The organism is Opitutia bacterium (assembly GCA_016217545.1).
Classification (GTDB): domain Bacteria; phylum Verrucomicrobiota; class Verrucomicrobiia; order Opitutales; family Opitutaceae; genus Didemnitutus.
Map to the genome: position 1 here is coordinate 762,304 of JACRHT010000017.1, position 23,496 is coordinate 785,799.

The 23,496-nt window shown below is 66.8% G+C and carries 17 protein-coding genes; 15 read left to right on the top strand and 2 right to left on the bottom strand.

The window, feature by feature from the left end; all coding sequences use genetic code 11:
- Positions 1–7 precede the first annotated feature (7 nt).
- The 4 genes from HZA32_19125 to HZA32_19140 all read left to right on the top strand — a co-directional run bounded on the left by HZA32_19125 (position 8) and on the right by HZA32_19140 (position 6,666).
- Complete coding sequence (locus HZA32_19125) at positions 8–1,276, top strand: serine hydroxymethyltransferase (GenBank protein MBI5426191.1); 1,269 nt, start codon at positions 8–10, stop codon at positions 1,274–1,276.
- Between the two features lie 29 nt (positions 1,277–1,305).
- Positions 1,306–3,981, top strand: coding sequence for a CHASE domain-containing protein (locus HZA32_19130; GenBank protein MBI5426192.1), 2,676 nt, complete (start codon positions 1,306–1,308; stop codon positions 3,979–3,981).
- 154 nt (positions 3,982–4,135) lie between these two features.
- Positions 4,136–5,467, top strand: coding sequence for an MFS transporter (locus HZA32_19135; protein MBI5426193.1), 1,332 nt, complete (start codon positions 4,136–4,138; stop codon positions 5,465–5,467).
- Positions 5,464–6,666, top strand: a complete 1,203-nt coding sequence (locus HZA32_19140; protein ID MBI5426194.1) for an aspartyl protease family protein — start codon at positions 5,464–5,466, stop codon at positions 6,664–6,666. Before HZA32_19135 ends, HZA32_19140 begins: the two co-directional genes overlap by 4 nt.
- A gap of 143 nt (positions 6,667–6,809) precedes the next feature.
- Here HZA32_19140 and HZA32_19145 read toward each other — a convergent pair whose 3' ends face one another.
- Positions 6,810–8,126: an RNA methyltransferase gene (locus HZA32_19145; protein MBI5426195.1), complete on the bottom strand. Its 1,317-nt coding sequence runs from the start codon at positions 8,124–8,126 to the stop codon at positions 6,810–6,812.
- 41 nt (positions 8,127–8,167) lie between these two features.
- On the opposite strand from HZA32_19145, the gene HZA32_19150 reads away from it, so the two are divergent.
- From HZA32_19150 to HZA32_19195, 10 genes are all read left to right on the top strand, one after another.
- Positions 8,168–10,018: a GreA/GreB family elongation factor gene (locus HZA32_19150; protein ID MBI5426196.1), complete on the top strand. Its 1,851-nt coding sequence runs from the start codon at positions 8,168–8,170 to the stop codon at positions 10,016–10,018.
- A gap of 206 nt (positions 10,019–10,224) precedes the next feature.
- Positions 10,225–10,854 carry a LysE family transporter gene (locus tag HZA32_19155; GenBank protein ID MBI5426197.1) on the top strand — a complete coding sequence of 210 codons (630 nt, stop codon included), beginning with the start codon at positions 10,225–10,227 and terminating at the stop codon, positions 10,852–10,854.
- A gap of 58 nt (positions 10,855–10,912) precedes the next feature.
- Complete coding sequence (locus HZA32_19160; protein ID MBI5426198.1) at positions 10,913–11,851, top strand: metalloregulator ArsR/SmtB family transcription factor; 939 nt, start codon at positions 10,913–10,915, stop codon at positions 11,849–11,851.
- 160 nt (positions 11,852–12,011) lie between these two features.
- Complete coding sequence (locus HZA32_19165; protein ID MBI5426199.1) at positions 12,012–13,433, top strand: efflux transporter outer membrane subunit; 1,422 nt, start codon at positions 12,012–12,014, stop codon at positions 13,431–13,433.
- Positions 13,434–13,452: 19 nt separating this feature from the next.
- On the top strand, positions 13,453–14,763 hold the full coding sequence (locus tag HZA32_19170) for an efflux RND transporter periplasmic adaptor subunit (GenBank protein ID MBI5426200.1): 1,311 nt from the start codon (positions 13,453–13,455) through the stop codon (positions 14,761–14,763).
- Entirely contained in the window at positions 14,760–15,467 is a 708-nt protein-coding gene (locus HZA32_19175; GenBank protein ID MBI5426201.1) for an ABC transporter ATP-binding protein, read from the top strand. The genes HZA32_19170 and HZA32_19175 overlap by 4 nt, the downstream gene beginning before the upstream one ends.
- A 12-nt stretch (positions 15,468–15,479) precedes the next feature.
- On the top strand, positions 15,480–16,694 hold the full coding sequence (locus tag HZA32_19180; GenBank protein ID MBI5426202.1) for an ABC transporter permease: 1,215 nt from the start codon (positions 15,480–15,482) through the stop codon (positions 16,692–16,694).
- Between the two features lie 8 nt (positions 16,695–16,702).
- Entirely contained in the window at positions 16,703–17,353 is a 651-nt protein-coding gene (locus tag HZA32_19185; GenBank protein ID MBI5426203.1) for a response regulator transcription factor, read from the top strand.
- Positions 17,350–18,780, top strand: coding sequence for a HAMP domain-containing protein (locus HZA32_19190; protein ID MBI5426204.1), 1,431 nt, complete (start codon positions 17,350–17,352; stop codon positions 18,778–18,780). Before HZA32_19185 ends, HZA32_19190 begins: the two co-directional genes overlap by 4 nt.
- A gap of 74 nt (positions 18,781–18,854) precedes the next feature.
- Positions 18,855–19,328 carry a transposase gene (locus HZA32_19195; GenBank protein MBI5426205.1) on the top strand — a complete coding sequence of 158 codons (474 nt, stop codon included), beginning with the start codon at positions 18,855–18,857 and terminating at the stop codon, positions 19,326–19,328.
- A gap of 163 nt (positions 19,329–19,491) precedes the next feature.
- Here HZA32_19195 and HZA32_19200 read toward each other — a convergent pair whose 3' ends face one another.
- Positions 19,492–20,691 carry an ATP-dependent 6-phosphofructokinase gene (locus HZA32_19200; GenBank protein ID MBI5426206.1) on the bottom strand — a complete coding sequence of 400 codons (1,200 nt, stop codon included), beginning with the start codon at positions 20,689–20,691 and terminating at the stop codon, positions 19,492–19,494.
- A gap of 205 nt (positions 20,692–20,896) precedes the next feature.
- On the opposite strand from HZA32_19200, the gene HZA32_19205 reads away from it, so the two are divergent.
- Positions 20,897–23,494: a DUF3857 domain-containing protein gene (locus HZA32_19205; protein MBI5426207.1), complete on the top strand. Its 2,598-nt coding sequence runs from the start codon at positions 20,897–20,899 to the stop codon at positions 23,492–23,494.
- The last annotated feature ends 2 nt before the right edge of the window (positions 23,495–23,496 follow it).

The following is a 23,496-nucleotide window of genomic DNA, read 5'->3' on the forward strand; positions in this document are numbered from 1 at the left end:
TTTCCACATGTCGCTCAACTCCGCTCCCCTCGCCCAGCTCGATCCCGCCCTGCACGCCGCCATCGTCGGCGAGCTCTCGCGCCAGCAGCATCACATCGAGCTGATCGCTTCGGAAAACTTCACCTACCCCGCCGCCATGGAGGCGCAGGGCAGCGTGCTCACGAACAAATACGCCGAAGGTTACCCGGCCAAGCGCTGGTATGGCGGCTGCGAATACGTCGACCAAGTCGAGACGCTCGCCATCGAGCGCGCGAAGCAACTCTTCGGCGCCGAGCACGCCAACGTCCAGCCGCACTCCGGCGCGCAAGCCAACACCGCCGTCTACGCCGCCGTCCTCCAGCCGGGCGACAAGCTCCTCGGCATGAATCTCAGCCACGGCGGCCACCTCACGCACGGCAACCCGGCGAACTTCTCCGGCAAACTCTACAACTTCTGCCAATACGGCGTCCGCGAGGACAACGGCCTGATCGACTACGACGAGCTCGCCGCCGTCGCCCAGCGCGAGAAGCCCAAGATGATCACCGTCGGCGCCAGCGCCTACTCGCGCGTCATCGACTTCGCCCGCATGGGCGAGATCGCGCGCTCGGTCGGCGCGTATCTCTTCGCCGACATCGCGCACATCGCCGGCCTCGTCGCCTCGGGCGTGCATCCGTCGCCGGTGCCGCATGCCGATTTCGTCACCACCACGACGCACAAAACCCTCCGCGGCCCGCGCGGCGGCCTCATCCTCTGCAAGGCGGCCCACGCGAAGGCGATCGATTCCGCCGTGTTCCCCGGCACGCAAGGCGGCCCGCTCATGCACGTCATCGCCGCCAAGGCCGTGTGCTTCGGCGAAGCGCTGAAGCCCGAGTTCAAAACCTATTCGCAACAGGTCGTGAAGAACGCCGCCGCCCTCGCCGAGGCGATGGTCGCACGCGGCTACAAGATCGTCTCCGGCGGCACCGACAACCACCTCATGCTCGTCGACCTCCGCGCCAAGCTTCCGAACCTCACCGGCAAGGTCGCGCAGGAGACGCTCGATCGCGCCAACATCACCTGCAACAAGAACACCGTGCCGTTCGAGACGCGCTCGCCCTTCCAGGCCTCCGGCATCCGCCTCGGGTCGCCGGCCATGACGACGCGCGGCTTCAAGGAAGCCGAGTTCCAGCAGGTCGCCGCGTTGATCGACCAGGTGCTCGTCGCCATCGGCACGGAGCAGGAAGCCGCGGCGCTGGCCGACGTGAAGGCGAAGGTCGTTGCCCTCACGGGCAACTTCCCGTTGCCCTATCGCGCTTGATGGAAATTCCGGCCGCTCCCTCGGCCCTCGTGGCCCGCCGCCGCGAGATCGTCGCTGCCCTCGTCATCGTCGGCGCGGCGCTCTCGTTCGCCGGCTGGGGATTTGTCCGGCAAACGGAGCAGCGTCGCATCGAGGCGACGTTCCAGCGGCGCTCCTCGGTGCACATGCGGCTCGCTCGCGAGCGGCTGCTCCTGCACCAGGAAGTCGTCCGCGGACTGCGGGCGTATTTCGAACACTCCGACGACGTCTCGCTGAAGGAGTTCTCCGACTACACGCGCCCGCTGCTCGAACGCCTGCCCGCCGCGCGCGCGTTCCAATGGGCGCCGCGCGTCACCCGCAAACGTCGCCCGGCATTCGAGGCCACTCGCATCGCCGACGGTGGCGCGCCGGGCTTCCATATCTGGGAGCGAGACGTGCCGACGCAGCTCGGCAGCGCCGCCATCCCCGCGCGCGACCGCGACGAATACTGGCCCATCACCTGGGTCGAGCCGCTGGCCGGCAACGAGCCTTCGCTCGGCTTCGATCTGCACGCCAGCATCGTGACCCGGCCGATCCTCGACGCCGCGCGCGCCACGCGACACATGCAGATCAGCCCGCAAGTGCGCCTGATCCGCACCACCGCCACCGACCGCGGCTCCGGCGTCATCTTCATCACGCCAGTCTTTCACGCCGACATTCCGGGCGCGGCCCCCGACGGCTTTGCCGGATTCATCCAAGCGATCTTCTCGGTCGATTCGCTGCTCAAACAAGTGCATGCGGAAAACCCCGACGACGCGCTCGACTTCGCCTACTACGACGACAGCGCACAATTCGATCACCTGAGGCTGCTCTACGCCCGCATCAACGGCCGCGAATACAGCGGCAGCCGCGATGCCGCCGCGTCCGTCATCGAGGCCCCGGTATTCCCGACCAATCCCGCCGATGCGATGAGCGAGACCTTCGACGTCGGCGGCCGCAAATGGCGCATCGTCGTCGCGCCCAATCCGGTCTGGGAGACCCGCCAGCGCACCCTCATTCCGTGGATGGTGCTCGCCGTGGAGCTCGGCTTCGTCGCCCTCGCCGCCCTCGTCGCCCTCGGCCTACTCTCGCGCACCGCGCGCATCGAACGCGAGGTCGAGGAGCGCACCGCCGAACTCCTCGAAAGCCGCCGCCGGCTCGCGTCCATTTTGTCCGACATGCCCGGCGCGGCCTACCGCTGCGCACCCGCCTCGCCCTTCGCGGTCGAGTTCGTCAGCGAGGGCATCGTCGACCTGTGCGGCTTCACCGCCGATGACTTCGTCAGCAACCGGGTCCGCTGGGCTGATCGGCTGCGCGCCGAGGATCTCGCCGAGTGCGAACGGCGCATCAACGAAGCCATCGCGAAACAAAGCACCTTCGAACTCGAATACCGCGTGCGCCACGCCGACGGCAGCGAGCGCCACCTCTGGGAGCGCGGCCACGTCGTCTACGACGCCGGTGGCCGTGCCATCGCGCTGGAAGGCCTCAAGGTCGACGCCACCGCGCGCAAGGAGGCCGAATCGCGCACCCGCGAGTTCGACCGCCAGATGGTGGAGACGCAAAAGCTCGAGAGCCTCGGCGTGCTCGCCGGTGGCATCGCCCACGATTTCAACAATCTCCTCACCGCCATCCTCGGCAACGCCTCCCTCGCGCGCCAATCCCTCTCCGCCTCCCACCCGGTTCACGCCCAGTTGCAACAAATCGAGAAAGCCTCGCGCCGCGCCGCCGACCTCTGCGGCCAGATGCTCGCCTACGCCGGCAAGAGCCCGCTGACCACCAGTCGCGTCAACCTCTCCGAACTCGTCCGCGACACCACGGGCCTGCTCCAAGTCTCGCTGCCCAAGAGCGCGCGCCTCGACCTCCGGCTGCACAGCGCGCTGCCCGCCGTCCAAGCCGACGCCACGCAACTCCGGCAAATCGTCATGAACCTCGTGATGAATGCCGCGGAGTCCATCGTCGAAGGATCCGGCCTGGTCACGCTCCGCACCTTCGCCACCGAGATGACCCGTCTGCAACTGCGCGGCGCGGTCGAGCGACCCGACTTGCCCGGCGGCCTCTACGTCGGGCTCGAGGTCACGGACACCGGCGTCGGCATGCCGGCCGAAATGCTCGCGCGCATCTTCGAGCCTTTTTTCAGCACCAAATTTTCCGGCCGCGGTCTCGGTCTCTCCGCCGTGCTCGGCATCGTTCGCAGCCATCACGGCGCCCTGTTCGTCGAATCGGAACCGGGCGTCGGCTCGACTTTCCGCCTTCTGCTTCCCGCCGCGCCAGCGGGCGCCAAGGCCCATGCGTCCCATGGTCCGACCGCGGGAACACCGGGCGCCGCCAACCGGCCGGAGTTGCGCGGCACGGTGCTGGTGGTCGACGACGAGATGCACGTGCGCGACATGACCTTGCTCGCGCTGCAGATGGCCGGACTGGAAGCGCTCGAGGCTCCCGACGGCGAGACTGCCTTGCGCCTCTGTCGTGAACACACGCGCGCGATCGATTTGATCCTACTGGATCTCACGATGCCCGGCCTGTCCGGCGAAGAGACGCTCCGTCGTCTGCGCATGCAGGGCGGCCAGCAAAAAGTGATTCTCATCTCCGGCTACAGCGCCATCGACACCGCCAAGCGCTGCGCGCAACTCGGCGCCGTCGCGTTTCTCCAAAAGCCGTTCGAGATCTCCGCGCTCATCGCCGAGCTGAAGAAACATCTCGCGCGGTGACCGCGGCGCACTCCGCGAAATCCTGACGGATTCGCCCTCCGAATCCACGCGCCGGCGGAAACCGTGGGGATCTCACCCCGCCGCGCCGCAATCCTCGCGAGGACGCGAAACGGGCTTTGCGCGGCGACGTCTTTTCGCCAACGTGCCGCTTCCCGTGTCCACTCCGTCCACCGCTCCCAAGCCGCTCTCGCTCGGCGTCATCTTCCTGACGCTCTACATCGACCTGATCGGCTTCTCGATTTTCTTCCCGCTCGGGCCGGAACTGCTCCGCTACTACATCGCGCACGAGCCGCAGGGCGGCCTGTTCGCCACGCTGTTCGCGCAGCTGCAATCGTTCGCGCACAACTCCCATGTGCCCGAGGTCGCCGTCGCCGCGCTGTTCGGCGGCCTGCTCGGCTCGGTCTACGCGTTCATGCAGTTCCTGTTCTCGCCCGTGTGGGGCGCGCGCTCTGACCGCGTCGGCCGGCGTCCCGTGCTGCTGCTCACCGTGGCGGGCAACGCCCTGAGCTACCTGTTGCTCGTGTTCAGCGGCTCGTTCGTCGTCTTCCTCGTCGGCCGCGTGCTGGCCGGCATCATGGGCGGCAACCTCGCCGTCGCGATCGCGTCGGTCGCCGACGTCACCACGCGCGAAAATCGCGCCAAGGGCATGGGTATCGTCGGCGCGGCGTTCGGCCTGGGCTTCCTGACCGGCCCCGCGATCGGCGGACTCACGTCGGGCTTCAATCTCCTGACCGCGCATCCGAGCCTCGCCGCGTGGGGCATCCATCCTTTTAGCGTCCCGGCGCTCATCGCGCTCGGCATGTGTCTCGTGAACCTGCTGTGGATCGCCGCGCGTTTCCGCGAGACGTTGCCCGAGGACAAACGCGGCGCCGGCGCCACGCTGCGCGAGCGCAATCCGCTGCGCGCGCTGCTGACGCTGCCCGACGCCGCGATCCGCCGCACCAACGTCGTGGGCTTCTTGCTCACGTTCGGCTTCAGCTTCTTCGAGACGCTCATCACGTTCTTCGCTGCGGACGCGTTCCACTACTCGCCGCGCGACCTTGTCAGCGTGTTCGTCTACAATGGCGTCGTCTCGATCCTCACGCAGGGCTTCCTCGTCCGCCGGCTCGTGCCGCGCATGGGCGAAAAACGCGCCGCAGTCCTGGGCATCGCCTTCGTCGCGATCGGCATGGTCGGTCTCGGTCTCACCGTCGGCCTGCTGCACTCGGTGCCGCTGATGTATGTCGCGCTGACCTTCTGCTCGGTCGGCTCCGGCTTCGCCAACGTCGGCCTCTCGTCGCTCATCTCGCTCTACGCCTCGGCGGAGGAGCAAGGCAAGGTCACCGGCATCTTCCGCTCGCTCGGTTTCCTCGCGCGCGCGTGCAGCCCGGCTGTGGCCGGCGTGTTGTTCTTCCAAGTCGGCGGCACCGCGACCTTCGCGCTCGCCGGCGCGCTGCTCGTCGTGCCCTTCGCGCTCGGCCTCGCACTGCCGCAACCGCACAAATGAAAACCGCCTTGCGCACTTTCCTGTTCCCGCTGCTCGCCGCCGTTTGGCTGCTGGTCGCGGCGGGTTGCGCGAGCCTGCCGTTCGGCCGCCCCGGCAAGACCGTCGTCGCGACGAAGCCCTCGACGCTGCCGGCGCGCATTGTCTCAAATTTCTTCCTCGTCGAAGCCGTGCAGGCCGACGGCACGACGCGCCGCTTCCTCGTCGACACCGGCTCCACCGCCACGCTCGTCTCCGCGCCGCTCGCCAAGGCCATCGGCCATAAGGACCGCGACGCCACCAAGCGCAGCGTGCGCGTTCGTTCGGCCAACGGCGGCGAGGTCACGCTCGAAGCGGTCTCGCTGAAGCGCCTGCAATTCGGCGACGCGGTGTTCGAGCGCGTGCCGGCGCTCGTCTACGACTTCGCGGAGCTCTCCGCGCACCTCGGTCTCACCATCGACGGCCTGATTGGCTTCCCGGTCTTCCGCGACACGTTGCTCACCCTCGATTATCCGAATTCGCGCCTCGTCGTCGCCCCGCAACCGCTGACGCCGGTGCCGCCGATCAACCGCGGCCGCACGTCGACCATCGCCTTCAACAACGAGCAAAGCACGCCGCTCATTCCCGTGCAGCTCGGCAACGAGTCGTTCGTGGTTCTCGTCGACACGGGCAGCGACGGCGCGCTCAACCTCAACCCCGCCGGCCTGCACCCGCGCTTCGCCGCCGGTCCGCGCCCCGGCACCGTCGTTTCTTCCCTCGCCGGCGACCGCGCGCAGCAAGTCGGACGCGTCGCGCAAAACCTCTGGCTCGGCGCGCACGTCGTCGAACAACCCGTCGTCGACCTCACCGACCAGCTCTCAGCCGTCGGCGGCGAGTTGCTGAAGCACTTCGCGATCACCTTCGATCAACGCCGCAACTACGCGACGTTCACGCGCGACACCGATGGCATGGTGAAGATGGAGCCGCGCCGCAGCACCGGCCTGTCGTTCTCGCGCGCGCCGGCGTATTGGCGCGTCATGACGATCATCCCCGACTCGCCGACGACCGCGCTCGGCGTGCAACAAGGCGACCTCGTCGTCCGCATCAACGGCGAGCCGGTGGCCAACTGGGATTTCGAACGCTACGCGCTGCTCGTGAAGAGCGCCGCGAAGATCACCTACACTTTCCTGACCGGCACCCGCGAATACGACGTGGAGATCCCAGTCTTCGAGTTGGTGCCATAGGCAGCGGTCAGCCTTCAGCCTTCAGCTGTCAGCGATCAGCTTTCAGCTCCGGAGCATAGTGGCCTGCAACACGAGCCGGACATGCGTGCCCGGCTCAAATAACCCGAGTGCCGCTTGTCTGGCTGATTGCTGATAGCTGACCACTACTTCCTGCGCAGCAGGAAGGCCCCCGCGCCGTCGTGGCCGTCGATCCACGGATAGGCCAGCACGTGGCGCTCGAGTTGCCAGGGCGTGCGCGAGTGCTTGATGAATTGCTGCACGACTTCCTCGTTTTCCGCCGGGTCGATGCTGCACGTCGAGTAGACGAGCCGGCCACCCTCGCGCACGAGGCGCGCCGCGGAGCGGAGCAACGCGAGCTGCTGCGCGGCGTGTTTCGCGAAATCGCCTTCCTGCAGCCGCCACTTCACGTCGATGCGGTGGCGCATGACGCCCGTGTTGCTGCACGGCGCGTCGAGGAGCACGGCGTCGTAGCTTTCCGGCAGGTTGAACTCCTTGAAAAATTTCGGCGCGATCTGCCGCAGATCGCCCGGCATCAGCGCGACCTCCACGCCGGCCGGCACGCGCGTCAGGTTTTCCTTCAAGCGCTCGAAACGCACGTCGCGCTCGCCTTCCGCCGCCGGCAAATCCAGCGCGACCACGCGGCCGGTCTTCATCACATCGGCGATGAGCAGGCTCTTGCCGCCCGGCGCGGCGCAGGCGTCGAGGATCGTCTCGTTGGCGGTTGGCGCGAGCAACTCGATACAGAGGCGCGTCGACGGGTCCTGAAGATAGAGCGCGCCTTTTTGCGCGAGCTGGCGGACCTCGTCCCAGTGGCCGGCCTTAACCTCGAAATAAGTTTCCCATTTCGTCGGCGTGAGAAATTCCGGCGGCACCACGCTCGCGTCGGTCGCGCGCCAGCGCGCGTAGACCGGCGCCGGCTGCTGGTTCCATTCGAGCAGTTGCCGCGTCGCGTCCGCTCCAAACTGTTTTTCCCAGCGGGTCACCAGCCAAGCCGGGTGCGCGTAGGCTTCGGCGAGGGCCGCCGGTTTTTCGGCCAGTCGCGCTGCCAGCTTGCGGGCGACGGCGTTGATCAAGCCGGCCTCCTTGAGGCTCGCGACTTTTTTGGCCTTCTCGACCGCATGATGGACGACTTTCGCCGGCTCGGCGCCGGCCTCCAGCAATTCGAACCCGGCCACGAACAGCACCGCCCGCACCTTGGTCCGCGGCGCACGCGCCATCAGCCCGGCCAGGGCGGCGTCGAGACGGTCGGCCCAACGGACGACACCGTAGAAAAGATGCTGCGCCCGGGCGCGTTCCTGAGGCAGGAGACCCGGCGTAAGTTGTTCCAACAGCGTGTCCACGCGCTGCTTGGTCGCGAGCCAGCGCTCGACGAGGAGCACGGCGGTTTCCCAACCGTCCGAACCGGGTTTCACCGTGGAGGAGCGGGGCTTGAGGAAACCCTGTTTGACAACGTTGCGCATGTCGGACTGAACTAACCCTTTCAACGACTCGCTACGCAAATATGAATTCCGAGGTTATCTCCGCGATCATCGCCAAAAATCCCGCCTTGAAGGCGTCGAAATCGAAACTGGAGGCGATGGAAGCCGGCGCCTACGTGATGCACCGCAGCTGGGGCTTCGGCCAGATCAAGAGCTTCGACGAGTCCGCCGGCAAGCTGCTCATCGACTTCAAGGGGAAGAAATCCCACGCGATGGACCCGGCGTTCTGCATCAACACCATGGACGTCCTGCCGGCGAAGCACATCCTCGCCCGCAAGGAAACCGAAGCCGCCAAGGTCGAGGACTTGATCGAGAACAACCCCGTCCAGCTGGTCATCGAGACGCTCTCCGTTTACCCGAACAAAGCCGCCTCCGCCATCGAGCTGGAGTCGACCCTCACCCAGGTCGTCGGTGAGGAGAAGTTCAAGCGCTGGTTCTCCAACGTCAAAAAGCAGCTCATCAAGGACCCGCGCGTCGGCGTCCCGGCCAAGAAGACCGAAGTCTACGTCGTCCGCGAGGAACCCGTTTCCGCCGAGGACGAGATCCTCGAAGCCTTCGGCACCACCCGCTCCGCCCGCCGCCGCATCACCCTCGCCGAGGACCTCCTCGCCGCGTCGATCAAGGAAGAGGCCAAAGCCGGTCTCCAGTCCGTCCTCACCGGCCTGACCGAAGCCGTCCGCGACTCCAACCAGCTCGATGCCGCCGAGCGCCTCTACGGCGCCTTCGTCCGCGACGAACTCGCCCGCATCCTCGGCCACGACTCCACCAAGCTGAACCCGCCGCAAGCCGAGCTCATCAAGGAAGTCCGCGGCCTCAGCGCCATCGCCGAGAAGATCCCGGTTCACTTCCAATCGCGCTTCCTCGACCTCGTGAAGGAGACCCACCCGCTCGAGTGGCGCGAAATCGTCTTCGCCCTCCTCAAGACCTCGCAGGGCAAGTTCACCACCGAGTGCATCAACTTCCTCGTCGAGCACGGCCAGTCCGATGAACTCGCGCAGACCCTCGTCCGTTGGAAGACCGAGCAAAACCTCCGCGCGCCCGTCCTCCTCTGGGTGATCAAGAACCGTCACTCGAAGAAGTTCGCCAAGCTGCTCAACAACCTCGTCACGCCGCGCCTGCTCTCCGCGATCTTCTTCGCCATCGACTACGAGGCGCTCCAGTCCGCCGGCACGCGCCGCATCCCGCTCGCCGAGGCGCTGAGCGATGATCCGGAGCTCATCTCCGATCTCCTCGCCACCGCCGACACCGAGACGGCCCGCGACCTCGCGAATACTCTTCTCCTCAACCAAGGCTTCGAGGAACTCACCAAGAAGTCCCTCCTCGCCCGCTTCATCAAACTCTTCCCCTCGCTTCAGGCGCTCGTCGCCGGCGACGCCGAGGCCAAGGACGAGCAGCTCATCGTCTCGCGCTCCAGCTACGAGAAAAAGCGCACCGAATACGAGGAGATCGTCTCCAAGCGCATCCCGGACAACTCCAAGGCCATCGCCGCCGCCCGCGAACACGGCGACCTCCGCGAGAACTCCGAGTTCAAGATGGCGAAGCAGGACCAGTCCGTGCTCATGGCGCAAAAAGCGCAGCTCGAGCGCGACCTGGCCCGCGCGCGCATCTCGGATTTCGCCGATGCCACGACCGACCAGGTTTCCGTCGGCACGATCGTCGACCTCCGCGACGTCACCAACGGCAAGGCCGTCCGCTACACCGTCGCTGGCGCCTGGGATTCCGATCCGGACAATCACGTCATCGCCTACAAGACTCCGCTCGGCCAGGCCCTCCTCGGTCGCAAGGTCGGCGAGCACGTGAAGCTCAAGATCGCCGGCGCCAACCACGAGTATCAAGTCGCCGGCATCGCCCGCTACGCCGAAGCCAAGGCCTGATCTCCGCCTCGCAGTAGCGGCGCTCCACGACCGCCGCAAAAAATCTCCGGCCGCGACTCAAGTCGCGGCCGTTTCGTTTTGCGGCCCAGTCGTTCGACCAACCTGACTTCCACACGTGCGGGGCGGCCAGCGACACGCCTGTCGCCTCCCCGGACCTTTTGATTTGTCAACCGGCGCGCCGTCCGGAATCGTCGCCGGATTCGCCGATGTTTTTCAAAGGTCTGCTCATCGGATTCGCCATCGCCGTCCCTGTCGGCCCGATCGGTTTTCTCTGCCTCCGTCGCACCTTGGTATACGGTCGCGTCACGGGTTTTGTTTCGGGTCTCGGCGCCGCCTCGGCCGACGCGCTCTACGGCCTGATCGCCGCCTTCGGCCTGACCGCGATCTCATCCTTCCTGCTGCGCATGGAGTCGTGGCTGCAGTTTTTCGGCGGACTCTTCCTCGTCGCACTCGGGCTAAAAACCGTCCTCGCCCAACCACCCGCCAAGGCCGCCGCGGAAGCGCCGCCTCCGCCCACCCGCAGCTGGCAAGCCGCCTATCTCTCCACGCTCGCCCTCACGCTCACCAGCCCGGCGACCGTGCTCGCCTTCGTCGCGATCTTCGCCGGTGTCGGCCTCGGCGTCTCGGCCACGACGCCGCTGCACGCACTCGAACTCGTCGCCGGCGTCTTCACCGGCTCGGCCACGTGGTGGCTGTTGCTCAGTCTCGGCGCCGGCGCCCTCCGCGACCGCCTGCACGCCCGGACACTCCATTATCTCCACGTGATTTCCGGCCTGTGCATCATGGCCCTCGGACTCTGGCAGGGCGTGCTGCTCGTGCAGAAATGGCTGGGTTGACCGCGCCGCACAGCGCGATTGCGCCCCGGCGGCGCGCGCTTCAGCTTCACCCGAACGCATGAGCACCTCCTGGGACAGCCTGAAAATCCTCTCCGACTCCACGCGGCTGCGCGTGCTCGCGTTGCTCCTCAAGGAAGAGCTCTCGGTCGCCGAGTTGCAGGACATCCTCGGCATGGGTCAGTCCCGCATCTCGTCCCAGCTCGCTCTCCTCCGCCAAGCCGGCTTCGTGAACGACCGTCGCGAAGGCAAAAAAGCCTTCTACTCCCTGCGCCCGAATCTCGCGCCCAAGCAACTCGCGCTCCTGCGCGCCGCCTGCGATTCCGTGTCGGATTTGCCCGAGTCCGCCGAGGACCGCGAGAATCTCGACCGCGTGCTCCAGCGCCGCCGTCGCGTCTCCGAGCAGTATTTCAACCTCATCGCCGGCCGCCTCGGCAAAGGCTACTGCCCCGGCCGCTCGTGGGAGGCGCTTGGCCATCTCGCGCTCCGCCTCGTGCCTGCGATCACCGTCGCCGACCTCGGCGCCGGCGAAGGCCTCGTCTCGCAACTCCTCGCGAATCGCGCCGAACGCGTGTGGTGCATCGACAGTTCGCCGAAGATGGTCGAGGTCGGCACCGAACTCGCGAAGAAGAACGGCCTCGCCAATCTCAGCTACAAGCTCGGCGACATCGAGCAGGTGCCGCTCGCCGACAAGTCCGTCGACCTCGCCATCCTCTCGCAAGCGCTGCACCACGCCGCGCACCCGCAGGCCGCGGTCGACGAAGCGTTCCGCATTTTGAAACCCGGCGGCCAGCTCGTGGTCCTCGACCTGAAGGAGCACACCTTCGAAAAAGCCCGCGAGCTCTACGGCGACCTCTGGCTCGGCTTCAAGGAGAGCGCGCTGCACGGCTTCCTGAAGAAAGCCGGCTTCCAGAAAGTCGAAGTCACGACGGTCGCGCGCGAAGAAGGCGAACCGCGCTTCGAGACGCTGCTCGCCAGCGGAGTGAAGGCCGCGCGCTGAGCGCCGCCGCGACGGCTCGCCGTCGTTCGTCTTCTGCGCCGGGCTTCTCCGGCGAAAAAATACGCAAGCGAGCCGCGCTGTGTCTTTTGCGCGGCGGCGCACAGCGCTTCACGTTCCCTAAAGGTTCGCTCGGCTATCTTCGGCGCACATTCCCGCCGTCATGCCGATCCCGCGCCTTTCACTCTCCTCTCTCCGCTTCGGCCTCGCCAGCTCCGCCCTGGCGAGCCTCGCCCTCCACAGCGCCGTCGCCGCCGACCCCGTCCGCTCCGCGGCCGCCGTCCCGACTGCGTGGCAGCAAACCACCGCGGGTGGCCCCGCCGACGCCACCGCGCTCGCGCAATGGTGGAAGCAATTCAACGACCCGGTCCTCGACCGCCTCATCGCCGGTGCGCTGCAATCCAGCCCCGACGTGCGCACCGCCCTCGCCAAAATCGAGGAATCGCGCGCACGCTACGGCGTCCAACGCGCCGCGCTGCTGCCGTCGTTGTCCGCCTCTATCTCCGGCTCGGGCTCGCGCACGAACAATCGCAACACTGACGTCACCACTCGCGCGGAAAAATACTCCGCCTCGCTCGACGCGAGCTGGGAGATCGATCTCTTCGGCCAGAACCGCAAAACGCTCGACGCCACCGCCGCCGATCTCGCGCAGACCGAGGAAAATCTCCGCAGCGCCCAAGCCTCGCTCGCCGCCGAAGTCGCCACCGCCTACGTGACGCTCCGCTCCGCCGAGGCACAGCTCGTAATCGTCCGCCGCAACCTCGCCTCGCGCGAAGAGACGCTCCAGCTCACGCGCTGGCGCGAGCAGGCCGGCACCGTCACCGCGCTCGATACGCAACAGGCCGTCAGCACGCTCGAGCAGACGCGCGCGTCGCTGCCGACTTTGCAGCAGACCGTCACGCAGACGCGCAACCAGCTCGCGTTGCTCTCCGGCCAAACGCCCGGCGCGCTCGACGCGTTGCTCGGCGAATCCGCCGCCGTGCCCGCCGTCGCTGCCACGCTCGCCACCGGCATCCCCGCCGAGACGCTGCGCCAGCGCCCTGATGTCCGCGCCGCCGCCCGCGCCGTCGAAGCCGCCGCCGCACGCACCTCCGCGGCCGAGCGCGCGCGCTTCCCGTCGCTCAACCTCACCGGTTCGCTCGGCGTCGACGCGCTCGAGGCCGGCAAGCTCTTCTCGCCCGAGTCCACCGTGGCCAGCGTCCTCGGCAGCCTGACCGCGCCGATCTTCGCCAGCGGCAAAATCCAGCAGACCATCCGCGTGCAGGGCGCCCTGCAAAAACAAGCGCTCATCAGTTACGAGTCGACCGTCCTCACCGCGCTTTCCGAAGTCGAGAACGCCCTCGTCTCCGTCCAGCGCAACACCGAGCGCCTCGCGATTCTCGACACCGCCGTCACCGCCGCGCGCGAAGCCGAGCACCTCGCCGAGCTGCAATACCAAGCCGGCCAGGCCGATCTCCTCACCGTCCTCGAAGCCCAACGCACCCTCCTCAGCGTCGAGCAGCAGCAAGTCACCGCCAACGCAGACCGCGCCACCGCTCACATCCAGCTCTACAAAGCCCTCGGCGGCGGCTGGACCAACTCTTGAACCCTTTACCGTCATCGCCATGAAGCCCACCTCCCCTTCCCAAAAACCCGCCGACCTCGCCGCCGTCATCCGCGCCGGCAACGCCGGTTCCGAAAAGAAAACCCGCTATATCCTGATCGCCCTCGCCGCCGTCATCGTGCTCGGCGGTGGTTTCTGGATCAGCCGCGCCCGCGCCGCGAAAAACCAGGGCCCAACCTACGCCACCGAAGCCGTGCGCCGCGGCGACCTCGGCCTCACCATCACCGCCACCGGCAATCTCGAGCCGACCAACGAGGTCACCGTCGGCTCCGAACTCTCCGGCACGATCCTCGAGGTTTACGTCGACATCAACGACCGCGTGAAAAAGGGCCAACCGCTCGCCAAGCTCGACAGCACCAAAGTCGCCCAGCAGGCCGAGAGCAGCCGCGCCGCGCTGAAATCCGCGCAGGCTTCCGTCGCGCAGGCCGAGGCCACCGTCAAGGAAACCGCCGCCACGCTCGCGCGTCAGCAGGAACTCCACCGCGTCAGCGGCGGCAAGTTGCCCTCGCAATCCGATCTCGACGCCGCCGAAGCCGCCGCCACGCGCGCCCGCGCCAACTTGCTCAGCGCCCAAGCCTCCGTCGCGCAGGCCGAGGCCCAGCTACGCATCAACGAAAACGATCTCGGCAAAGCCATCATCAAGTCGCCGATCGACGGCATCGTCCTCACCCGCAGCGTCGAGCCGGGCCAGACCGTCGCCGCCTCGCTGAACGCGCCCGAGCTCTTCGTCCTCGCCGAGAACCTCGAGCATATGAAGCTCAAGGTCACCGTCGCCGAAGCCGACATCGGCCGCGTCACCGCCGGCCTCCACTCCAGCTTCACCGTCGACGCCTGGCCCAACCGCGCCTACCGCGCCAACGTCTCGCGCGTCGCCTACGGCTCCACCACGACCAACAACGTCGTCACCTACGAGACCGACCTCGAAGTCTCCAACGACGACCTCAGCCTGCGCCCGGGCATGACCGCCACCGCCGACATCAAGGTCGCCGAGGCCAAGGGCGTGCTCCTCGTGCCGGCCGCCGCGTTGCGTTTCGATCCCGCGTCGGCCGCGCCCGCCACCACCGCCGCGAAAAAATCCTTCGTGCAAAGCCTCACGCCGATGCCGCCGCGCCGCCAAGGCAGCAACAAGGGCGACGCCAACGCCGAGAAACTTCCCATCGGCACCGGCCGTCTCTGGGTGCTGCGCGACGGCCAGCCGCAAGCCGTCTCCGTGAAACTCGGCCTCACCGACGGCCGCTACACCGAAGTCTCGGCCGACGGCCTGACCGAAGGCGCGCCCGTCATCCTCCGCCTCAACTCGCCAGCGTCATGAACTCCGCCGCCGACATTCCTCTCATCGAACTCCGCCAGCTGAGCAAAACCTACGGCAGCGGCGACGCCGCCTTCCAGGCGTTGCGCGGCGTCGATCTCACGATCCAGCGCGGCGAGTTCGTCGCCATCATGGGCCCGAGCGGCTCCGGCAAATCCACCTTGATGAACATCCTCGGCTGCCTCGATACGCCGACCACCGGCTCGTATCTCTATCAGGGCATCGCCGTCGAAGGGCTCGACGCCAACCAGCGCGCGCTGCTCCGCCGCCACGCGCTGGGCTTCATCTTCCAAGGCTTCAATCTCCTCGCCCGCACCAGCGCGCTCGAAAACGTCGAGCTGCCGCTCCTCTACCGCGGCATCCCGCGCCGCGAACGCCACGAACTCGCCCGCGCCGCGCTCACGTCCGTCGGCCTGCCCGACAAGCTTCGCAACACGCCGGCCGAGCTTTCCGGCGGCCAGCAGCAGCGCGTCGCCATCGCGCGCGCCCTCGTCACCGAACCGAGCACGCTCTTCGCCGACGAACCCACCGGCAACCTCGACTCGTCCACGACGCGCGACGTCATGGACCTCCTCGTCCGCCTCAACACCGAGCACGGCATCACCGTCATCCTCGTCACGCACGAGGACGACGTCGCCGCCTACGCCCAACGCGTCGTCCGCGTGAAGGACGGCCTCATCGAATCCGACCGGCGCGCCGCCGCCTGACCCACTCCTCCCATGATCTGGAACGCCTTCGCCATCGCCGTGCGGGAAATCCGCCGCAACCTCACCCGCGCCTTCCTCACCGTCCTCGGCGTGATCATCGGTGTCAGCGCCGTCATCACCATGGTCACCCTCGGCGACGGCGCCACCAACGCCGTGCGCGAGCAGATTTCCTCGCTCGGCAGCAACCTGCTCATGCTCCGACCCGGCGCTGGCTTCGGCCCGCGCGCGTCGTCGGCCGGCGTGCCCAACTTCTCCGAGCAGGACGCCGTCATCCTCGGCGAACAGGTCGCCGGCATCGCCGCCATCGCGCCGATCCGCTCGACCTCCCTCAGCACGATCTACCTCAACAACGCCCGCGCAACCAACGTCACCGGCTCCACGCCCGATTATTTCACCATCAACAAGTGGTCGCTGGCCGAAGGCCGCTTCTTCAGCGACGCCGAACTCAAGACCGGCGCCGCCGTCGCCGTCATCGGCCAGACCGTGCGCAAGGAACTCTTCGGGGACGAGAACCCGATCGGCGCCAAGCTCCGCGTCGGTCGCGCCTCGGTCGAGATCATCGGTCTCCTCGCCAGCAAAGGCCAGGCGGGCATGGGCGACCAGGACGACACGCTCGTCGTGCCGCTCACCACGCTGCAGCGCCGCCTCGTCGGCCGCACCACGACGCACGACATCACCCAAATCAGCATCTCCGCGCAGGACGGCGCCGACAGCAATGCGCTCATCGCCGACATCACCCGCCTCATGCGTTCGCGCCGCAATCTCCAGTCTAACCAGGAGAACAATTTCAGCGTCTTCGACACACGCCAGATCGCCGAGACGCTCAGCTCCTCGACGCAGATGATGACCATGCTGCTCGCCGCCGTCGCCGGCGTGAGCCTGATGGTCGGCGGCATCGGCATCATGAACATCATGCTCGTCTCCGTCACCGAGCGCACCCGCGAGATCGGCATCCGCCTCGCCATCGGCGCCACCGCGCACGAGGTCCTGCTGCAGTTCCTCGTCGAAGCTGTCACGCTCTCCTGCGTCGGCGGCCTCATCGGCATCCTGCTCGCCGTCGGCCTCTGCGCCGGCCTCGCGCAGCTGATCAGCGTGGGCTTCGTCTTCAACACCCAGATCAACGTCATCGCGTTCATCTTCTCCGCCGCCGTCGGCATCGCCTTCGGCTTCACCCCGGCGCGCCGCGCCGCGCGGCTTGATCCGATCAACGCCCTGCGGCATGAGTGAGTCCCCGCATGCGCGTCCTCCTCGTCGAAGATGATCCGCTTCTCCTCCGCAGCCTCACCGCCGCGCTGCGCGAGGAGCAGTTCGCCGTCGACACCGCCGCCGACGGCGAGGAAGGCCTCTTCAAGGCGCGCGAGACCGCCTACGACGCCATCGTCCTCGACGTGATGTTGCCCAAGCTCGACGGCTGGGGCGTGCTCGCCGGCCTCCGCCCCGCGCGGCGCACTCCCGTGCTCATGCTCACCGCGCGCGACGCCGTGCCCGACCGCGTGCGCGGCCTCGACCTCGGCGCCGACGATTACCTGACCAAACCCTTCGACCTCGACGAACTGCTCGCCCGCCTCCGCGCGCTCATCCGCCGCACTGCCGGCCAGACGCAGTCAACCCTGCAGGTCGGCGACCTCGTCCTCGACACCGCGGCGCGACGCGCGACGCTCGCCGGCGAGGAAATCGTGCTCACCGCCCGCGAATACGCGCTGCTCGAATACCTCGCGCTCCACCGCGGCCAGGTCGTCAGCCGCACCGAGCTCTACGAACACCTCTTCGACGAGAACGACAGCACGCTCTCCAACCTACTCGACGTCCACGTCTCCAACCTCCGCAAAAAACTCGGCCGCGATTTCATCACCACGCGCCGCGGTCACGGCTACGCCATCGAATGAGTTCGCTCTTCCATTCCATCCGCTGGCGCGTCCAAGTCTGGCACGCTGTCCTGTTGCTCGGCGTCATCCTCGCCTTCTGCGGCGCGATCTACCGGCTCGCATGGACCAACCAGCTCCGCCGCGCCGACCGCAACATCACCCAGGCCGAACGCACGCTCATTCGCAGTCTGGTCGAGGCGCTGCCGCCGTCGCCGCTCACCGGCAAACCCGAGCCATTCTCCCCGGCGCGCGTGATGGAATACCTCCGCGGACCGCATCCGGTCATCCCGGCCGCCGCAGCCTCGTTGTTCAACGGCACCGAGCCCGGCTACACCTACTTCGTCTTCCGTGACGTCGACGGTCGCATCCTGCTCCGTTCGCCAAATCTTCCCGCCGATCTGGCCGGCCAACCGCTTTCGCCCGAGGCGTTCAACGACGACTGGCGCACGCTCGGCGACCGCCGCGAGACGATCCACCGCAATCCCGAAGGCATCACCAGCGTCGTCGGCGCCGACCTCACGCCCGAGCGCGAGGAGATGAAACGCTTCGTGCTCTCGCTCGCCGGCACCGGCCTCGCCATCTGGGCGCTCGGCCTGCTCGGCGGCTGGTGGCTCGCCGGCCGCGCCATCCGGCCAATCCAAAAAATCAGTCGCACCGCCACGCGCATCGCGGAGGGCAATCTCGCCGAGCGCATCGGCACCACCGTGGGCGACAGCGAACTCGACCAGCTCGGCCGCGTGCTCGACACCACGTTCGACCGCCTGCACACCGCGATTGAGCGGCAGAAGCAGTTCACTGCCGACGCCTCGCACGAGCTGAAAACGCCCGTCACGATCCTGCTCGCCGAGACCCAACGCGCGCTCAAGCGCGAGCGTTCGTCCGAGGAATACCGCGCCGCCCTCGCCACTTGCCAAACCGCCGCCGAGCGCATGCGGCAGCTCACCGAATCGTTGCTCCTGCTCGCCCGGCAGGAGGCTGGCGCCGACGCCCCGCGCGAACGCTGCGACCTCGCCGCGTTGCTCCGCGATACGGTCGCGCATCTCCGACCGCTCGCCGCCGAGCGCCAGCTCACCGTCGAGACCGACCTGCAGCCCGCCGTGTGCCTCGGCGATCCCGCAGCGCTTTCCATTCTCGCCTCGAACCTCGTGGCCAACGCACTTCAGCATCACGACAGCCCCGGCGGCATCGTGTGCGTCGCCTGCACCACCACCGCAGAGGGCGTGACGCTGACCGTGGTCGACGACGGTCCGGGCATCCCGCCGACGCACCTGCCGCACCTTTTCGAGCGTTTCTACCGCGCCGACGCTGCCCGCACCGGCGGCAGCGGCCACACCGGCCTCGGCCTCGCGATCGCGCGAGCCATCGTGCAGAACCACGGCGGCACGCTCACCGCCGCCAACGAGCCCGGCCGCGGCGCACGCTTCACCGCGCGATTGCCAGCGGCGTAATTCTCATAGCCTGGGAGGGCCGAGCTCCCGCGAGGCCGCCGCCCTCGAAGCCAACTATCTGCGAACACCTTCCCATGCTTCCGGAGCGCAAACATCCCGCGCACTTCGCGACCCACGAAAACGAAAATCGCAGCATCGTCGTATTCGTCACCGTCTGCGTGCATCGCCGGAGATCGTTGCTCGCCAACACCAACGTCCACCAGCTTCTCCTTTCCGCGTGGAGCCAAGCTGATCGCTGGCAAATTGGGCGCTATGTCGTGATGCCTGATCACCTGCATCTTTTCTGCGCCCCGAACGTCTGGCCTGCATCACCGCTCCGTGACTGGATCAGCTATTGGAAAAATCTGTCGACCCGCGCCTGGAAACGGGCCGAGGAGAGGCCGATCTGGCAAAAGAACTTTTGGGACACGCAGCTCCGCACCGGTGATTCCTACGCCCGGAAATGGGAATACGTCTGCAACAATCCGGTGCGCCAGGGCTTGGTTGCGCGCGCCGCAGATTGGCCTTTCGCCGGAGAAATTCACGAGCTGAGGTGGCACGATCGCTAGCGGGAGAACGAATTTTTCGCCGCATCGCACTGCGGCCTCGCAGGAGCTCGGCCCTCCACTGCAAACGCGCGAAACGTGAGTGCAGGGCCGAGCGCCCGCAAGGCCGCGAACGTCCGTTGCCGGCGGGGACGCCGGCACCGATCTCGGAAAGCCGCGCTGCGTCTCACTCGCTCGTCATGATGAACTGCGGGCGCATCTCGAAGCTGTGGTAGTGCGGGCGCAGGCGGTCGGTGTTGTAGAACTTGTCGACGTTCACGACCTTCTTGGTCGAGGTGATGACCTCGATCGGCAGGTTGTCGTAACGGCCGTTCTTCAACACCACGAGCCGCCCGTGGATGCCCTGCATGATGAGATCGAGCGCGAGGTTGCCATAGGCCATCGGCACGATCGAGTCCACCGCGTCGGGATCGCCGCCGCGCACGAGGTAGCCGAGGCGCTGGTTGATGCACTCGATTTTCTTCCCCTTGTTGAATTTCGGGGAGAGGTCCTTGAGCCGCGACGCCACCATGTCGCCGATACCGCCGAGCTTGGCGTGGCCGAACATGTCCTTCTCGGCGCTCTCATAAACCATCTCTTCGCCCTCGAAGGACGCGCCCTCGGAAACGAGCACGATCGAGTATTTGCTGGGGTTGTTGACGCGGTCCGAGACGAGCAGCTCGGTGAGCCGCTCGATGTTGAATTTCCACTCGGGGATAACACAGCGGTTCGCCGCGCCGGCCATCGTCGGCAGCATCGCCGTGAAGCCCGCGTAGCGACCGAAGACCTCGACGACGAGGAAGCGCTCATGCGAGCCCGCTGACGTGCGCAGCGTGTTCACGAGGCTGATCGTGCGCGACACGCAGGTGCTGAAACCGATGCAGTAGTCCGTGCCGGGGACGTCATTGTCCATCGTCTTCGGAATCGCGATCACCTTCACGCCGCGCTGGAACAGGTGCACGCCGTAACTGAGCGTGTCGTCGCCGCCGATCGGGATGATGTGGTCAACGCCGAGCCACTCGAGGTTCTTGAGCACTTCGGGCGTGAGGTCGTTGAGGTCCGCGTTATAGGTGGACTTCAGGTGCTCGGGCACGCTGTTCTTCGGGACGTGGCTCGGGCGCGTGCGCGAGCTGTGCAGGAACGTGCCTCCGGTGCGCCCCGCGCGGTTCACGATCTCCTCGGTGAGGTGCACGAAATACTCGCTGTTGTCGTGGTCCTTGTCGCGGATCATCGAGACGAGTCCGCCCCAGCCTTTGCGGATGCCGATGACCTTGTAGCCTTCGCGCAGGGCGCGAATCGTGACTGCACGAATCGCGGGGTTGAGTCCTGGCACGTCGCCGCCACCCGTCAGGATGCCGATCGTGCCCTTCGCTTTGATATTCGCCATGGTGGGGGTTCTCCAAAAACAGCAATACTCAGCTGACGGCCGACGTGGCTATCATGTCCCCGCCCGCTCGGCAATGCGCGCGTCGCGGTATGAACCCGCCTAACCGCGCGCAATGCGCGTGCTACTCCGCAACGCGTCGCACGCACCTCGCACTTGAATTACGTTGCCCGGCCAAACGCGGCTGCTGTGCTTGCGCGGGCCCCCGATGATCCGTCGTCATTTTCGCACCGCCATCCGCATCGCACTCTGGTTAGCCACGGTTGTCGCCGTCTCGGCCGTCGACGACTCCGCCCGACAGCCCCGCATCGCCTCGCTGCCCGATTGGTTCACGCTGTCGACCGAGTTTGATCTCGCCGCCGAAAGCCGGCGCCCCCTCACCACCGAAGACGCGCACCACGAGCTTTCCTACTACGTCTTCGATCAACAGACGCAGGTCGCCGACCAGGCTACGACCACCTACTACGCCTATCGGATCACCTCCGACGCCGGCCTGTCCGCCGGCGCGCAACTTTCCCAGTATTTCGACCCGAGCTACGCCAGACTCGAACTGCACTTCATTCGAATCTGGCGGGACGGTGCCACACAGGACCGACTGAATCTCTCCGAGATCAAAGTCATCCAGCAGGAGCGCGACCTCGAGCGCCAGATGTTCAACGGTGAGCTCTCCGCCATCACGACGCTGGCCGACGTGCGAAAGGGCGATATCGTCGAGTGCGCCTTCACTGTCCGCGGCATGAATCCCGTGTTCGAAGGCAAGTTCATCGACTCCACCTCCATCGCTTGGCGCTCTCCCGTCGCGTTTGAGCGCATCCGCATCATCATGCCCGCCGAGCGTCCGCTCCATTGGCGCGTCGTTGGTCAGGCCAAGCTCGAGCATCACCTCACCGCGAGCACCACCGGCATCGCCGATCACACGTGGACTTCTCGCAACGTTGCGCCCGTAAATGCCGAGGACGACGCGCCTTCGTGGCACGTCCAATACCCCTACCTCGCCGTCAGCGAGTTTGCCGACTGGGAGGCTGTTCGCGCTTGGGCGCTGCCACTCTACACTCAATTCCCCGACGCGCCCGAGCTCCGCGAAAAAGCTCTCGCGCTTGCCGCCCCCGCCGCGACGCCCGAGCAAAAAGTTCTCGCGATTCTCGACTTCGTCCAACGCGAAGTCCGCTACCTCGGTGTCGAACTCGGCGCCAACACCCACCGCCCGCACCCACCCGCGCAGGTGCTCCGGCAGCGTTTCGGCGACTGCAAGGACAAGGTCACGCTCTTCTGCGCGCTCCTCCGCGAAGCGGGCATTGCTGCCGCCCCGACGCTGGTGAACACCTACCGCCTCCACACCACCACCGAATCCCTGCCGAGCCCCTACGCGTTCAACCACGTCATCGCCCGCGTCGTTCTTGGCGAACAAACTTACTGGCTCGACCCGACGAGCCTTCACGACCGGGGCAACCTCCTCCAGCGCGACGCCGAGACCGACACTGCCGGCCTGGTCGTGCATCCCGCCGCGGCGGTGGGACTGCAGCGCATTCCTGCGCGGGCCGAGGCCCGGCGTCGCGTGGAAGTCACTCAGGATTTTTCCTACGAAGACGCGGAAAAGCCCGCGCAACTCGACATCATCTACCGCTATTTTGGGGCCAGCGCATACAGCACCCGCGCCTACCTCGCCGGCCGCACGAAGGACGAGGTCACGCGCGAATACCTCGACCGGCAGAAGCGCGGCTTCCCGTCGCTCACCCTCAGCTCACCGGTGATTTGGCGTGACGACGCCGAGCGCAACATCATCGAGATCGAGCTGCACTGCACCGTGCCTGATCTCTGGCAATTGACGGCCGACAAAAGCGCCCGGACGGCCGAGTTCTACCCGTGGGATCTGAACAACAGGATCGTGCAACCAGACAGCCTCACTCGCAGCGCGCCACTCGAGTTGGATCATCCGGTGGACATCACGGTCCGCACCAACATCCACCTCCGCGGCTCGTGGCAACTCAACGGAGACGATCAAACCATCGAGACACCGTGGTATCGCTTCCACGTCGAGTCGCACTACGCCGATCAGGTCTTCCGCGCACTCTACACGTGGCAGTCCCGCGCCGATCACGTCCTCGCGGCGGATTTGCCGAAACACGTCGCCGAGCTCGCGCGTATCCGCAAGGAAGTCGGCTACACGCTTCGCCACGGCGAGGCCGCCGCGACGCCGGCCGCGTCCGTCCCGGCGCCGAGCGATGGCTTCGAGTTGAATTGGCGCTCCGTTCTGCTCGTCGTGGTTCTCTTGATCGCTTGGACGAAATTCGCGCTCTGGCTCGATCGATTGCCCACGGACCAGCCACCGCCGCTGGTCGACTCCCATCTGCGCGGCATCGGGGGCTGGCTGATCCTACCCGCGATCAGTCTCGTGATTCGGCCCTTCACCTTGCTCTACACGTTCGGCTCCACCGCCAACGCCTACTTCAACTCCCAGGTGTGGGACACCTTCTCGTCGCCGGGCTCGCCGACTTACCAACCGGGCACGATCACGCTGCTGGTCTTCGAACTCGCAGGCAACGTCTCCGTGCTGGCCCTCGGCGTGATCGCCGCGGTGTTTTTCTTCCGCACCAAACGCCAAGCGCCGAAACTCGTGATCGCCCTGCTGCTCGCCATGGTCGCGCTACATGCTATCGATGCGCTCGGGGGTTGGTTGATCGGCAACACCAAAGACCCGACCGCGATTGGGACCTACATGGAGGCGATCCGAGCCTCACTCCAGGCCCTGTTGTGGGTGCCCTACTTCCTGGTGTCCCGCCGCGTGAAGGCGACGTTCGTCAACTAGCG

Excerpts from the sequence above, each read along its gene's own strand:
- HZA32_19165 (MBI5426199.1), top strand. The coding sequence starts at position 12,012 with ATGCCGATCCCGCGCCTTTCACTCTCCTCTCTCCGCTTCGGCCTCGCC.
- HZA32_19170 (MBI5426200.1), top strand. The coding sequence starts at position 13,453 with ATGAAGCCCACCTCCCCTTCCCAAAAACCCGCCGACCTCGCCGCCGTC.
- HZA32_19160 (MBI5426198.1), top strand. The coding sequence starts at position 10,913 with ATGAGCACCTCCTGGGACAGCCTGAAAATCCTCTCCGACTCCACGCGG.
- HZA32_19145 (MBI5426195.1), bottom strand. The coding sequence starts at position 8,126 with ATGCGCAACGTTGTCAAACAGGGTTTCCTCAAGCCCCGCTCCTCCACG.
- HZA32_19180 (MBI5426202.1), top strand. The coding sequence starts at position 15,480 with ATGATCTGGAACGCCTTCGCCATCGCCGTGCGGGAAATCCGCCGCAAC.
- HZA32_19140 (MBI5426194.1), top strand. The coding sequence starts at position 5,464 with ATGAAAACCGCCTTGCGCACTTTCCTGTTCCCGCTGCTCGCCGCCGTT.
- HZA32_19190 (MBI5426204.1), top strand. The coding sequence starts at position 17,350 with ATGAGTTCGCTCTTCCATTCCATCCGCTGGCGCGTCCAAGTCTGGCAC.
- HZA32_19175 (MBI5426201.1), top strand. The coding sequence starts at position 14,760 with ATGAACTCCGCCGCCGACATTCCTCTCATCGAACTCCGCCAGCTGAGC.
- HZA32_19200 (MBI5426206.1), bottom strand. The coding sequence starts at position 20,691 with ATGGCGAATATCAAAGCGAAGGGCACGATCGGCATCCTGACGGGTGGC.
- HZA32_19195 (MBI5426205.1), top strand. The coding sequence starts at position 18,855 with ATGCTTCCGGAGCGCAAACATCCCGCGCACTTCGCGACCCACGAAAAC.
- HZA32_19150 (MBI5426196.1), top strand. The coding sequence starts at position 8,168 with ATGAATTCCGAGGTTATCTCCGCGATCATCGCCAAAAATCCCGCCTTG.
- HZA32_19185 (MBI5426203.1), top strand. The coding sequence starts at position 16,703 with ATGCGCGTCCTCCTCGTCGAAGATGATCCGCTTCTCCTCCGCAGCCTC.
- HZA32_19155 (MBI5426197.1), top strand. The coding sequence starts at position 10,225 with ATGTTTTTCAAAGGTCTGCTCATCGGATTCGCCATCGCCGTCCCTGTC.
- HZA32_19125 (MBI5426191.1), top strand. The coding sequence starts at position 8 with ATGTCGCTCAACTCCGCTCCCCTCGCCCAGCTCGATCCCGCCCTGCAC.
- HZA32_19205 (MBI5426207.1), top strand. The coding sequence starts at position 20,897 with ATGATCCGTCGTCATTTTCGCACCGCCATCCGCATCGCACTCTGGTTA.